Below are 14,067 nucleotides of genomic sequence, written 5' to 3'. Positions count from 1 at the left end.
TTATTCGCAGCAAGCGGTTACCATATACGCAGCAACCCGCCTATGTTTTAGGCACAAGTGCGCCTACTTGACACCATAGTTATAAAAGAACAAGGGGTTGCCTGTAACCTTCAGTATTGGCCCTTCCGCTTTCTTTGTTGCAGGGTCGTAACTAAAGAAGCCGCTTTGAGTTTTATTCGTCACTCCAAATACCACCTTATCGCCATACTTAGCCACAGCGCAAGCGTGAGGATTAGAGTATCCCACACCCTCAATCTTTGTTATCGTCTTGTTATAGAGGTCTATTTCCACGGGGCAGTAGGCAATTGTGAGATAGGGATTTTTCGCGTTAGGGTCTAGCTGTGGTGCATTAATATATGCGTAAAGCTTACCCTTAGCCATGTAACAAACCGTTCCCAAAAATGTTCCGTAGCCACCCTCCAAGCCTTCTACCTTCACTTCGTTAAACTTAAACGAATAGTCTGGGTCGATATCTGTCGAACCGTTCTTTATCCTTATGATACCTCCAGGAAGTTGAGGATTCATTCCAAAGCCTCCGATACAGTTGATATAGATATCCTTGTTCTCGTCCATGAAGATCGATTTGGGGTCGATAGGCCTTGTTGCCGTGCTCAATCCCAGCGTGGTATTCGTAATATGCTTCTTCACCTCATCGGTCTTGGTGTCAATAACAACAAGTTCGGCACTAGCCTTTATGGGCATCCAATTTGCATCGCGCTGAGAGAGACCTACAAACAAGTCTGCATCGCGCACAATCATGGTGGCAGGTGCAACGTTCAATCCTTTCTGTGCATAGCTGTTAAGGTCTATTTCCTTAACCTGCTTCATCGTCGTCGGGTTGAACACCACAATCTTTCCCGTGCCTTGACAGCTAACGTATGCCTTCTCGGCGTTCACTTCTACCACATTGCAAGCCTGTGCTCCGGCAGAGATCTGCAGCTTTCCTTTCTCCACCAACTCGCCTTTGGCATTGGGCACATAGCGCACGATAGCAGCTCTACTATTCCCCATGTAATCGGGTAGCGAATAAACGCTCCCGCTAGGTGCAACTATTGGTGTTGTTCCAAAGCCCGTTGGGAGGCCTTTCGAGTTATCAACGGGGTTGGTTGTAAGCTTTGGTATGCCTTGAAGGTACGCTGCACCAGAACTGCCATCGGCATTTGGTATCGACGTAGCAAAGACAATACCTTCAAATTTACCAACTCCTTCGTCCGGTTGCGGCTTTGGTTGCTCGTTGTTGTCATCGCTACAAGCGGTGAATGCAGCCATTGCGACGATGGCCATACATAAATGCTTCAATTTCATAATCTAATGCTTTTAATGGTTATAATAATGTATTTTATCCGTTAATTAAGTTCCTTACATATTATTTCAACACATACCGCACCTTAAAGGCCAATGTTCGACCAGGCAGAGGGCGGTTAAGTTCGCTCACCACCCACCTATCCGTGATGTTCTTTAACTTGAAAGTCAAAGTCCATCTGCCGTTACCGAAGCTGTGTTCCAAGCCTGCATCCATAGTGAACGATGTAGGAATTTTACGGTCTTGGTATATGCTCATCTCAAAATCGTAGAAATATTGATGTACGTATGAAGCGTCGAAGAGCAGTCGGGTGTTTTGTCCCTTCCCACCAAAGAGGTTTTCTTTGTGCAGCTCTACACCAAAATTACCCATCAGATAGGGCACATTGGGTATGCGCTTGTTATATGTGGGATTGTCTACCTGCGTATCGGGCAACATTCGACGCGTGTCGCGCAAGTCTTGCCACGTGCCGTTGGCATAGAGATAAGCCCATGGCAGCACGTCGGCCTTACAGTCTAGCTCCACGCCCACCGTTCGCACGTTGCCAAAATTGCGGTATCGGGCCATTGTGGGGATGATGTCGGGCGTAAAGCGCACCATGTCATGCAACACGTTGTAAAAGCCGTTCAGCTCGCATTCCACAACTTGTCCTGCATCACTTTGCCACCTATAAAGCAATCCAAGGTTTGTACCTGTGGTTCGTTCGGGCTTAAGTGTAGGCGACGGCAATATCGAATATCCATTACCTATCAGCTCTTCGCTAGTGGGGATGCGTACTTCCGAATTGAACGAAGCCTTAAGCATCAGGTAGGGCGTAAACTTATAGCGCATGGCATCACTAAATCCCATGTAGCTTTTGGCCACCGAAACGGGTTCGGGATCACTTACTCCAAACACCTCTATGGCCCTAGAATGCGACGAATAGAAGAAAGCTTTAAGGGTGAGAGCATTTTGGAAGCGCCCGCCGAAGAGCGTTAGGTCGTGCGAAAAGCCAACAGTGAGGTTATTCATGTTACTGGGAAAGTTGGCATGATAGTTCAAGACACGGTCCATCAACGTGTCTTTGGGAGCCAGCCGCGTATAGTTTTCATACACGTTGAGGTTCAGCGCATGGTGCTCGTTGAGCGTATAGCCCATGTTTAATTTGGCAATAAAGTCTTGCGAACGATTTTTCCCATCGGTGGGATGGTTTCCCTGCTCTCCACCGTAACCCGAAACGGGCGGCAACTGCGTGCCATCCCAATCGTATCGGTGCATGGCCGTGTCGTGCATGCCATACCATCCCCACACATATCCAGCGTCGAGGTCGAAGTCTAAGCCATCAACGAAGAAGTTTTCGCGTTTCAACTTCAATGCGCTCACCAAGCTTTTCGACTCGTTATAGGCTTCTTTCACAGGCATGTCGATACCTTGTATCTGCTGTTTGGTACGCGTAAAGATTAATTCTGTTTTTATTTCGTCGAACCACCATTTAGTAGCTTTGAGCGAAAAGCCTCCCATGGCCTTGTCAAACTTGTCGTGGTCGCGCTTCACCACACGCCCATTGAGGTTTTCTAAACGCATCGTATAATCGTTATCCGAATGTGTGAGCACACCACCCACACCAAATTGCAACCCCGTTCGAGCATTGGTGCGCTTCAATACGGTGGAAAGCTGATGCGTGTTGAACGAGCTAATCTCATAAGCCACATCAAGATATACGGGTGGATATTCCTTGGTTACCACATTGACGGCACCACCCAAGGCCGAACCGCCAAACTTATATGGCACGATGCCCTTATAAACCTCTATACGTTCAATCATGCTTGTGGGAATATCGTTCAAAGCAACGAAGTTTCCTATCTGTGCCAATGGCGTTTCGTCAACGAAAAGTCCCATGCGCTTACCTTCCAACCCTCTTACCGATATGCGCGATGCGCTACCCATTCCGCCCGTGTTTCGTACTGTCACGCCCACAGTACGTGCCAACACATCGTTGATGTTGGTTGCCGTCCCTTGTAATTGGCGTTGCGAAATAACAGACACGGGCATGGCACTCTCGCGTATTTTCCTGGCTTCGCTGCGTGCCGTCACCGTTACATCGTGCAGCGTATGCTCGTCGGGCATCAATGTCAAGTCAAGCTTTACGCTGTCTTTTCCGTTGGCCTTCACCAATTTCACCAGTTCGCCATACCCCACGTAGGTAGTTCGCAGACGAACATTGGCATTGTTTTCAACCATTATTCGATAATGGCCAATGGCATCACTTACGGCATTAGCTTTCGTACCCAATGCCTCTATGTATGCGCCCATAAGCGGTTCGTGGCTTCGGCCGTCGATTATTGTACCATAAACCACCACACTTTGCGCAGCCACAGCACTACCTAACACAAGCATTGATACGACACACACCAAGCGCACTGCTCTGTGCAACACACACTCTAACTGTATCACCTTTGCTATTTCATAGAAAAGAAACATCATTTTTCCTCTTACCTTTTTGTTTGCACACGCGTTAGGATGTCTCTGCATTCGTTATATGGAGTGTGCTCACCGTATTTATACCATTATTGGTTTTAGAAAACAGCTACAAAATTAGAGCAAATTGTTTTTTTTCACAATACCCAACAATAGGTAATTACAGCGCGCACATTATCTCTTCTCACAACCTTTTGGTATTAAGCATGTGTTTTTAGCGCCTCTATATCGCAAGAAACAAAAGCATTTGCAATCCGACATACAAGTTCTTAAGAGCCAATATTTAAGAAAGCTGTGCGTTACACCTATGTGGCACTGCTGTTCCATGTCGCATGTAACCCTGTTCCAGCTAACATGGAACGACCGAATTTCTTAGAAGGAAACGCCTTACATCATAGTTGGAACAATACGCGATGTTATAAAGCTCAGGTTTAGGGCTTATTTAATGGGTTGCATTTTCATATCATCAAACGCTCATGATATCAGTTCATACAGTCGTTGCGCTAATAAATGCCATAGCTCCTAATGCCTTTATGGCATGTCTTCAAACAATTATGCAACAGACAAGAATAAAGAACTACTTGTAATATCAAAAGCTATTCGCCTTTCAACAAACAGCGACAGACTTCTTTTGCTATTTTTGTTTGACATAACATGAGGCTGTACATCTTCCCAATACAGTTTTCGTTTTCGTTTTTTATTCGTACTTTTGTCATGTCCGTATAACGTTATTGCATTTCGTTGCATCACTAGGTTAGCAAGTTTGAGACCTTACGACAACGGGAATAGCCTGCCATTGCTTGGCTTATCATGAAAGAACAAAAATAAATAAAGATGGAGAACAACAAGATATTAGCAGTCGCGCTATCGATTATACTTGCATTAGCGACAGTAGGCTGCACACAAAAGAGGGATTATCAGGTAAGGCGAGATTGCTATACAGCTATAAAAGCCTACATTGCAGAGCATAAAGAATGCAATAGCTTCTTGTTGCTATCAACCCAAAAACTGTTCAACGAGGACGGCAAACACCCTGGTTTTCTCATCGGTCCACTATATAAAGGACTTGATAAGGAGCTAAAAGACTTTACGCCTACTGAGTTTTTAGAGATTGATGGGAAAAAGGTCTACTTATTTTCAGAGGTTTCACACCTTCTTAATAACGATCATATCCCAATAAGCGATTACCTCAAACCCGACAGCATATTGATTTTAAGCTATGGCCAACAACGGATATACAATCATAATCGCTTGATTAACTATCTAAAAAGGGCAAAGCTTTTATACTTTGAACAAGGTAAATTACGCATCAGCAATTCGCCTGACACGCTGTACTTACCTGTAATAAAGGTAGATTCGTTGGTAAGAAGTGAGGAGGATAGGTAGCCCCAAAGAAACAATGACACGGCATACAGCAACATATAGCAAATATTGCCAACCATTTCTGCTTGTTCTTCAGCAGCTGCAAACCTCGCGAATCAGGAGGAAAGATTTGAAAACGATGACCAAGCGCAAAGCTAAGATTAGCCGAACCATACAGGCCAGAAACGGCAGAACAAAACGAAAGGGGATGTACCGCTAAGGCACATCCCCTTTTGTATTGTTTCTTGTTGCCGACATTAGTCAGCAAATAAACTCTCTATTCTGGATTATTCAGCAATCTGAACAGTAGCACGACGGTTGAACGAGATGGGCGACAGGTCGTCTACACCACCCTTACCAACGGTCGAAATTCTGTCGCGGCTTACACCCATCTTAACCAATTCGTTGGCAACAGTTTCAGCACGCTTGTCAGAAAGTACTTGGTTAACATTTGCCGAACCAGTAGCGCTGTCTGCATAACCCACAACGTTGATGTTGGAGTTATTTTCCTTAGCGTACTTAGCAACGGCCTGAACGTTAACAAGGTCTTTTTGCGAAGCAATGTTGGTCTTGTTGATGTTGAAGAATACAGAAACCGGCGTGGTAACAAATTCCCTTATAGTCTTCGTTTCAGCAGGCTGTTGGTTAGCCAACATATTCTTCAGACGAGCGTTTTCAGAAGCTGCGTCGTTCAGCTGTGCGTTAAGAGCGTCCATTTGGGCTTGCGAAAGAGCCTTCAAAGCATCTACGTCGGGAGTCTTGTTCCAAGTAGACTTACCCAAGTTGAAAGTAAGACCAAGCTCGGCATACAACAAGTTATCCTTGTCTTCCCAACCACGGTTCACGTGAGGACTTGCAACTGTATTGCCTTGATAGCCGTCCATGTCTTCTTCGAAGCGGTTCCAACCAAGCTCGAGGTGAATAGCCATCTTATCGCAAACGCGGAAAGTGTTAAGCACACCTACACTGAGGTTCATCGCATAGAGGTCGTGGGTCATCGTGCGGCCCAAACCACCACCAAAGAAAGGAATGAGATTCCATACACGGTTGGGGTTATAACCCAACACCATGTTGCTTACATTCAACAGAACATGTTCATTCAAGTTCCAATATTTGTTAGAACGGCTGTTCTCGTCAATAACAGATTTGCCCCAAATACCTTGCAGTTTGGTACGCAAACCTATACCAGGCGTAAACCATTTACCTACGGCAATGGCTGCGCTAGGGCTAGAACGAAATTTCTTGAAAGGGCTAACGGGGAGATCCTTACCATGTTCTTGGTCTGAATACCATGCGTTCCATTCGCCACCTACTTGAATGAACCAGTTACTCCAGAAGGAGTTCGTAGCCACGCTATACTTTAGTACGGGGTCCGAATCCTGCGCCATCGATGTTGTCGAAACACCAACAAGCGCTAATACAATCAATAATTTTTTCATAACTAATTTTATTAATAAGCAAAAATATCTTCTCTCTATAATTCTGTACCTACCTAAATACATTGCAAAGTTAGTGATTATTTTCTTTATTTTTTCATGACAAGCACCGAAAACGCGCATTTTAACTAACTTTATATTGTAATCTTGATTTATCTCAAATCTGCAAAAATGTTTTCTAGAATATTAAAAAATCGCCTTTGACAAGCCTGCATCTAACTGCATAAACTTGTCAAAGGCGTGATAATTAGGATGATATTACTTCTTAAAGCATGTTCTAGAAATCCCACGTTTGGGTTCTTTGCCGTTTAATTGATTCGTACTTCACGGTCTTAACCGAAAAGCTGCTCCAAGTCGGTCTGTGCCATAATGGCCAATATTTTCTGACCATTAGGGGTATAGTTAACGTTTTGGCAGGCAAAAAGGGCATTCACAAGACTCTCCATCTCATCGTTGCCCAGCACTTGCCCATAAGGTATGGCGGCATTACGAGCAAGACTTAGGGCAAGAGCTTGGTTGACGTCGTCGTGCAATCCCGCTCCTTTTTCCATGGCCGTAGCAACCATGTCGCGTATCATCGCGATGGGATTGATGCCCTCGAGCCCTGCAGGGATAGCGTTTACGGCATAGTTTCGGGCGCCAAGGTCGGTAAGTTCAAAACCCAAACCTTGCAAATCAGGCATAATTTTCTGCGCCACGAGGTCTTCGCTGGCCGTGAATTGAACCACTTCGGGAAACAAAACCTTCTGAGATGTACCCGAACGCTGAGCCACCTGACGAAGATACTGCTCGAAAAGAATGCGTACATGGGCACGATGTTGATCGATAACGAGCAACCCCGACTTAACGGCGGTCATCACATAGCGGCCTTTATACTGGTAATGGGCGGGTGATTTGTCTTCAATCATTCGACTAGCCGCTCCTTCTTGCTCCTTATCAGTATCGGGGAAAAGACCCAAATCGGGTTCTTCACTGCTCTGCAAGCCCGCATAGAGGTCCTCCCATCGGCTGTTATTCTTACTTTGCAAGGTTGACTGTGGCGTGTCGTCGAAGGGATTATAATGCGGATTGTAGTTCACCTTAGGTGCAGGAGCGTTTTCGTTGGGATTGTATACGGGGATGTCGGGTCGTCCTTCGGTATCAAAATCGATAGTAGGCACATCGTTAAACAGCCCCACTGCCTCGCGTACAGATGCCGAAAGAATTTGCCACACGGCCTGTTCGTTCTCGAATTTTATTTCGGTCTTCGTGGGATGGATGTTCACATCGATGTCTTCGGGGTTCACTTCAAAGTAGATGAAGTAAGGAACTTGCTCGCCTTGTGGAATCAAACGTTCGAAAGGTAGCATCACGGCCTTGCTGAAATAGGGGTGCTTCATGTAGCGACCGTTGACAAAGAAATACTGATGCGCCCCTTTCTTGCGAGCCGATTCGGGTTTACCTACGAACCCATGTATCTTGCAAATGGACGTTTCTACATTAAACGAGAGTAGGTCTTGACTGATACGTTTGCCGAAAACATCAACAATACGCTGTTTAAGAACGACCGAAGGCAGGTTGAACACTTCGGTCCCATTGCTGCGGAGCGTGAAGGCAATGTCGGGATATACCAAAGCGATACGTTCGAAAGCTGTGATGATGTTGTTCAGTTCGGTGGCGTTAGACTTGAGGAACTTACGTCTCGCAGGGATGTTATAAAAGAGATTTTCGATAACAAAGTTACTTCCCACAGGGCAGGCGCAAGGTTCTTGACCCGTGAACTGTGAGCCTGCGATAGACAATGACGTACCAATCTCTTCGCTGGCAAGACGTGTTTTGAGTTCCACTTGTGCCACAGCGGCAATAGAAGCTAAGGCCTCGCCCCGGAAACCCATAGTACTAAGGGCAAAAAGGTCGGATGCCTGACGTATCTTAGACGTTGCGTGGCGTTCGAAAGCCAGGCGTGCATCGGTTTCAGACATACCACGACCGTTGTCGATAACTTGTACCGAAGTTTTACCGGCATCGATAACGTTCACGTCGATGCGTGTTGCACCAGCGTCGACGGCATTTTCCACCAGTTCCTTAATGATAGAAGCTGGCCTTTGTATCACCTCGCCAGCTGCTATTTGGTTAGCCACCGAATCGGGTAAAAGTTGTATTACGTCGCTCATTGATTGTTTCTCCTTATATATATGGTGTGTTTACATGGGCCAAACTGCAAAATATGAACAGGGAAATAGCCAAAGAGGAAAGGCGTCTAGCCCAAAAGCAGCCTGAACAGGATATAGCCCATGAATAGGAATATGACCACGAATAAGAACACCCGACTACCAAAACCCACACCATACGACTGACCACGACGATGCAAATGGCTGTTGGGCGGGGTGAATGCGCCCCTAAATCGGTCGGCATCTCGTGGTAAAATGTCCTGGCCCTCGGCCTTTTCGGCCATTCCCAGCTCTGCTTTTGCCCGTTGCTCTATGGCTTCCAACCGTTTTTTTCGGTCGTCGGCGTAGATGTATTCGTGATGAAACCTGCGCGGTTTACGCATTGAAAACATTCCCATAGGTGCATTATTTGTTCGTGATAAACCTATAATGGCAGGCCAAATTGCCTGAAAGCGTTGAAAGTAAGCAGCAAAACAGGCACATTTCGTTTAACAAGTATGCCAGAGAAGACTACCCTACACATAGTGGTTGTGATTTACTTAGCCTTTCGTTTGGTTGCCACGCCACCACTCTTGACACTTGTTTTCTTTGTCGTTGAAGAGCTACTGTCAGTTTTTGCGGTAGTCTTTCCACTCGCCACAACTGCCGTTTTGACCCTTGTTGCTGTGGAATCAGTGACATGTTCTCCGTTCGTGGCTGTTTGCTCGGTGGTTTCACCTGTCGCTTGCCCAGTGTCAGAGTGGGCGTCCACCTTATTATTCTCATCGTCGTCAAGCCGTTGTTTGGGCAACACACGCGGTTGAACCTTCTTCAATTCAGTTCCAGCAGCCTTCGGTCGCCATTCGTATAGGTCGTCTTTACTAAGCGGTCGCACATAATCGAACCACCCAAACGACTCCAACTTTTCTTTCCCAGGAGGTATTTGGGTCATCGGATAGAGTGTGGCCTCGAAGCGACAAGTCCATATTTTTTGCAGTTTTCGCTGTGCCGATATGTACATTCGCATGGTGTCGGTTTCGAGATAGTTAAGCCCGATAAGGGTGCTGTCCTTGTCGTCTACCGAATAATAGATAGAGCGCACGTTGCTCACAGCGTCGTTTCGACGAACATTGCCATCAACAAAATAGGCAAACATATCTCTAGACGACAACTGATTGAAGTGCACTGAGTCGGGCATTTGCTCGATAGAGAGCGCTTGCCCCAAAACGTGCGCTTCGCGTACGGTGCTGTCTTGCATGTATACCTTAATCACCTCACCCAACAATTGTCGGTTGGCATTCCACACAATGGGGTCGCGATACATGGTGAGGCACGAATCTTTAGAGTTTGCCACCATCGAATCGCATACGGCCTGAACATCTGTTCTATAAGCGCGCACATGCCTAAAACAATGCGCGAGGCGATAAACCGAATCGGTATTGATATTGTAAGTGAAAAGCTTCACAGAGTCGGCATGCACATAAAGCGTGTCTTTCTGCGAGTAATCCTTGGCCAAAAGCTTACCTGTAGCCCAGCCCAAGCCCGTTTTCTCGTTGTAATTAAAGTGTTGGCAAAGCAGGCTGTTCTTATTTTTCTTGTCAACATACACCACGTCGCCATAGCCTTCACTTTGTCCCGTCTTGTCATCGTAATAAAGACTGTCGCCCGTAATGGTCTTGTCTTTGTCGTTGACAGTTGAGCGACCGAAGAGTTTCGACTTACTGGATTTGGTGTCGAAGTAGCCGTCGCGCGTTTCTATCTCACCATTTTTAGAGGTTATTTTCGATGGGCCAAGCACGTGGGCCATCGAATTTTGCGTATTGTAGTGCAAGGTATCGGTGGTAATAACGCGATCGCCCTCAATCATTTTCACATTATAATAGAACACGGCTTCGCGTGTTTGGGTATTATATTGCCCCCAATCGGCCACCAACTTTTGGTTTTTGTCGGTGAGCGTACCACCCTCAAAGAAGTAGGCATTATTGTAAAGGCGGTCGTAATTAAGGCTATCGGTGTTGAGCGTTTGCCCCCGATGTTTGAGCCAAACATTCTGACGAGCCTCCATCATCTGTGCCTGACCATCGTAAAAAGCCCGTTCGCAGGTGAGCGAGAGCGTGTCGCCCTGCACCATTCGCACGTGACCAAAGGCGCGAAACGAGTTTGTTTGCTGGTAAAAGTATGCACTATCGCACCACATTCGCGCTCCTTTGTGCATGAATTGCACCTTCCCTTTCACAATTTGAGCATCGGGAACAGGGCCGAATTGGTCGTAACGCAACTCGTCTGAGTGCACCAGATACACGCGGTCATCGGTCTTTGCTGCGGTTTTCACTTTTTTCTGAGCAATCGCGGGTAGCAGACAGAGTACAAAAAGGCATAGTAACGCCCACAAGACGCCACTATGCCTACCGCCATTAGATGTCGATATTGGTTTTAATCTCATTTAATCCATCCCTGATATTCAAAGTCGCAGTCCTTATAACGGTCGCCCATACGAACATAGGTTTGCTTTATCTTATTCACAACCCATTCGTGTAGCTTCTTCTCCCGTTCCTTAGCCAGCACCACGTTTTTCATCACTTGGAAGTCTTCGGTTATGGTTGCACGATGCCCCTCTACCCTATTCTTCAGCTTAATGATGGCAACCACAGTCTTTCCACGTGCGTTCGTCATTTGGAAAGGTTTGGAAATGTCGCCCACTTTCATGCCTTCCACTTCACGAGCCACTTCTGTTGGCAGGTCGCCCATACGGAATTTAGACGACAGAGCACGCGTTTCGCGGTCGGTATAGGCCATCAATCCGTGGTTATTTTTAGTGTCTTTGTCGTCGGAAATAAATGTTGCGCCCTCTTCAAACGAGAATTTACCGCCCTTAATGTCGCTGGCAATCGAGTCTAACCGTGCTTTCGAGCGGTCGATGTCGTCTTGTGAGACGTTCGGTTTCAGCAAGATATGGCGCACATTAACTTTGTCGCCACGCTTGTCGATAAGCTGAATGATGTGGTAACCGAACTCCGTTTCTACGATCTTTGAGATCTTATTGGGGTCAGTAAGGTTAAAGGCCACGGCTGCGAAGGCAGGATCCAACGCCGCCCTACCCGTAAAACCAAGCTCTCCACCTTGTCTTGCCGAACCTGGATCTTCCGAATAGAGACGCGCAAGCGTAGCAAAGGTGGTCTCACCCTTGGTTACACGGTCGGTATATTCACGCAACTGGTCTTTCACTCGGTTCACTTCCTCGGTCTTAACCTTGGGATTTTGGGTAATAATCTCCACTTCTACCATCGTGGGCACCATAGGAATGCTATCGGCGGGCAAGTCTTTGAAGAACTTACGCACATCGGCGGGCGACACTTTCACATCGCTCACAAGCTTCTCTTTCATCATGGCGATGAGGCGATTATTCTTATAATCGTCGTGCATAGACTGCCGCATCTCCGTAATGGTTTGTTTGCGATACTCTTCTAACTTCTCTTTCGAACCCACCATTTGTATCCAATAGTTTATTTGCTCTTCAATACCTTGCGATATTTCCGACTCACTTACCTCCAAACTGTCGATGGCGGCTTGATGAAGGAATAGTTTTTGCACCGCCAACTGTTCGGGAATAGAGCAGTCGGGGTTGCCTTTAAACTTGTGTCCTTCATTTTCGGCCTGCAAGCGAGCGGCCTCTACGTCAGATTTTAGTATGGGTTCGTCGCCCACCACCCATATCACTTCGTCTACTACACTTGCTTCAGGCACGACAGGTTCGGTTTTCACGGGCTTGGCAGCTGCGGTACTGTCATTCGCAGCAACCTTTTTGGCCAACCCTTGCTTAGCGTTGGCAGAAATGGCGGCGGTCAGAATCATTGCTGACAAGCCGCAGAATATCTTCATTTTGGTTCTCATCGTTGTTTATATATGTCGTTATGAGGGCGTTTAGTGTTTGTTCACGGTTTTGAGCACCGCCTCGTTCACTTCCACCTTATATTGTTTTCGCAAGTCTTTCACCCATTCTTTTTCCAATGTCTCTTGGAAATCGGCCACCACAAGGGCACGAACATCGTCCATTTCTTTGGGTGCTTTCAGTTTCTTTCCTATCACGCCGACAATGGGGAATTCAGGACTCATCTCTATGGAGACGGTTCTTTTAAAGGCATCTCGATCCACCAAAGAGTTGTCGCCAGGCTTAAACATCCCGCGTTCAACCTTTATTCGGATCGTAGAATCGTTGTTGAAGGCCTTCCTTAGGGCTTCATTCCATTCGCTAAAAGGAAATTTCTTCACCAATTTCTTCACCGCCTTAAAGTCGGCCTTTGTCTTTGCATAGCAGGCTATACCCTTAAATCGTGGTTCGTCCCATGCATAGCGCTTCTTATTTTTACTGAAATAGTAGCGCAAACCTTCTTCGTCTTTCGCCGCTTTTTCCCAAACGGCGCGGTTACTTACTTCATAAAGCAATAGCCCGTCGTGATATTCTTGGATAAGATATTTCAGTGCAGGGTCTTTTGCTTCCAATTGCACCTTGCGTTCTTGCAACACATCGGCCGTCGTTCGGGTTGTACCCGAAGCCTTAGCCAGCTCATTCAGCTTGTTGTCGATAATCTGCTCGCGCATGCCCGATTGCTCGATATAGGCTAGGATATCAGCCTTTACCGAGTCGTAGGGCAAAAACATGCGACGCTCTATCAACTTTATGACATGATAGCCCGCAGGCGAAAGCACGGGTTTGCTTATCTCTCCTGGCTTAAGAGCAAAAGCGGCGTCTTCAAACTCTTTCAGCGTCTGTCCCTTTTGCAACCAAGGCAGTTCGCCACCTTGTTGTGCCGAGCCCTTATCGTCAGACAATTTTTTGGCCAAAGCGGCAAAGTCTGCCCCACGTTTAAGGGCGTTATAGATAGAGTCGATTCGCAATTCGGCACGATTTTGCGCCTCTTTCGGTGCTTTCTGGGGCAACATCAGCATGATGTGAGCCACCCTTATCAGCCCACCTTGTCCGTCAACGCGTTGGCGAGTATCGTCATACAACTGCCGAGCAGCTTTTTCCATATCGTCGCTGGTAACGAACGAGGGTCTCACCTGCTGGTCGCGATAATCGGCGAACTCGCTACGAAATGCCTGTGTGGTATCCAATCGGGCAGCCAAAGCAGCCTCAACCTTGAGCTTATAGTTCACGAAGAGGTCTACATACTGTGCCACCGTCTTCTTATCAACCACATTGTCGGTGTTGTTCTTATTATACGAATACTCGAATTCCGAACGACTTATTGGCCGTCCGTTAATGGTCATAATGGTGGGGTCGTCTTGGGCGTGTGCCACGAAAGCACAAAACAGCAATGCCACAGACAAGGCTCTACGTCTCATTAGTTACAGGTTAAGTGGCGAAAACTTCTCGCCG

Annotated in this window: 9 protein-coding genes; 1 reads left to right on the top strand and 8 read right to left on the bottom strand. The window is 46.7% G+C overall.

The features are described 5' to 3' along the window. Positions 1 to 63 precede the first annotated feature (63 nt). Positions 64 to 1,305, bottom strand: coding sequence for a DUF4374 domain-containing protein (locus F453_RS0108580; protein ID WP_025789976.1), 1,242 nt, complete (start codon positions 1,303 to 1,305; stop codon positions 64 to 66). Between the two features lie 61 nt (positions 1,306 to 1,366). Next, positions 1,367 to 3,679: a TonB-dependent receptor gene (locus tag F453_RS0108575; RefSeq protein WP_018967653.1), complete on the bottom strand. Its 2,313-nt coding sequence runs from the start codon at positions 3,677 to 3,679 to the stop codon at positions 1,367 to 1,369. A gap of 915 nt (positions 3,680 to 4,594) precedes the next feature. Here F453_RS0108575 and F453_RS0108570 point away from each other — a divergent pair. After that, entirely contained in the window at positions 4,595 to 5,146 is a 552-nt protein-coding gene (locus F453_RS0108570; RefSeq protein WP_018967652.1) for a hypothetical protein, read from the top strand. 263 nt (positions 5,147 to 5,409) lie between these two features. Here F453_RS0108570 and F453_RS0108565 read toward each other — a convergent pair whose 3' ends face one another. The 6 genes from F453_RS0108565 to F453_RS0108540 all read right to left on the bottom strand — a co-directional run bounded on the left by F453_RS0108565 (position 5,410) and on the right by F453_RS0108540 (position 14,033). Then, entirely contained in the window at positions 5,410 to 6,561 is a 1,152-nt protein-coding gene (locus F453_RS0108565; RefSeq protein WP_018967651.1) for an OmpA family protein, read from the bottom strand. A gap of 329 nt (positions 6,562 to 6,890) precedes the next feature. Continuing rightward, positions 6,891 to 8,711 carry a DNA mismatch repair endonuclease MutL gene (mutL, locus tag F453_RS0108560; protein ID WP_018967650.1) on the bottom strand — a complete coding sequence of 607 codons (1,821 nt, stop codon included), beginning with the start codon at positions 8,709 to 8,711 and terminating at the stop codon, positions 6,891 to 6,893. Positions 8,712 to 8,797: 86 nt separating this feature from the next. After that, positions 8,798 to 9,106 (bottom strand): membrane protein, encoded by a 309-nt coding sequence (locus F453_RS0108555; RefSeq protein ID WP_025789977.1) that lies wholly within the window; start codon positions 9,104 to 9,106, stop codon positions 8,798 to 8,800. Positions 9,107 to 9,243: 137 nt separating this feature from the next. Then, positions 9,244 to 11,130, bottom strand: coding sequence for an OstA-like protein (locus F453_RS0108550; protein ID WP_026292525.1), 1,887 nt, complete (start codon positions 11,128 to 11,130; stop codon positions 9,244 to 9,246). Further along, positions 11,127 to 12,578, bottom strand: coding sequence for a peptidylprolyl isomerase (locus F453_RS0108545; RefSeq protein ID WP_025789978.1), 1,452 nt, complete (start codon positions 12,576 to 12,578; stop codon positions 11,127 to 11,129). The genes F453_RS0108550 and F453_RS0108545 overlap by 4 nt, the downstream gene beginning before the upstream one ends. A gap of 30 nt (positions 12,579 to 12,608) precedes the next feature. Beyond that, on the bottom strand, positions 12,609 to 14,033 hold the full coding sequence (locus F453_RS0108540; RefSeq protein ID WP_018967646.1) for a peptidylprolyl isomerase: 1,425 nt from the start codon (positions 14,031 to 14,033) through the stop codon (positions 12,609 to 12,611). Positions 14,034 to 14,067 lie beyond the last annotated feature (34 nt).

It is taken from the genome of Hoylesella loescheii DSM 19665 = JCM 12249 = ATCC 15930 (assembly GCF_000378085.1).
GTDB classification, from domain to species: Bacteria; Bacteroidota; Bacteroidia; order Bacteroidales; family Bacteroidaceae; genus Prevotella; species Prevotella loescheii.
Note: the sequence above shows the minus strand (reverse complement) of the source record. Positions and strands in the feature narration are given on the sequence as shown.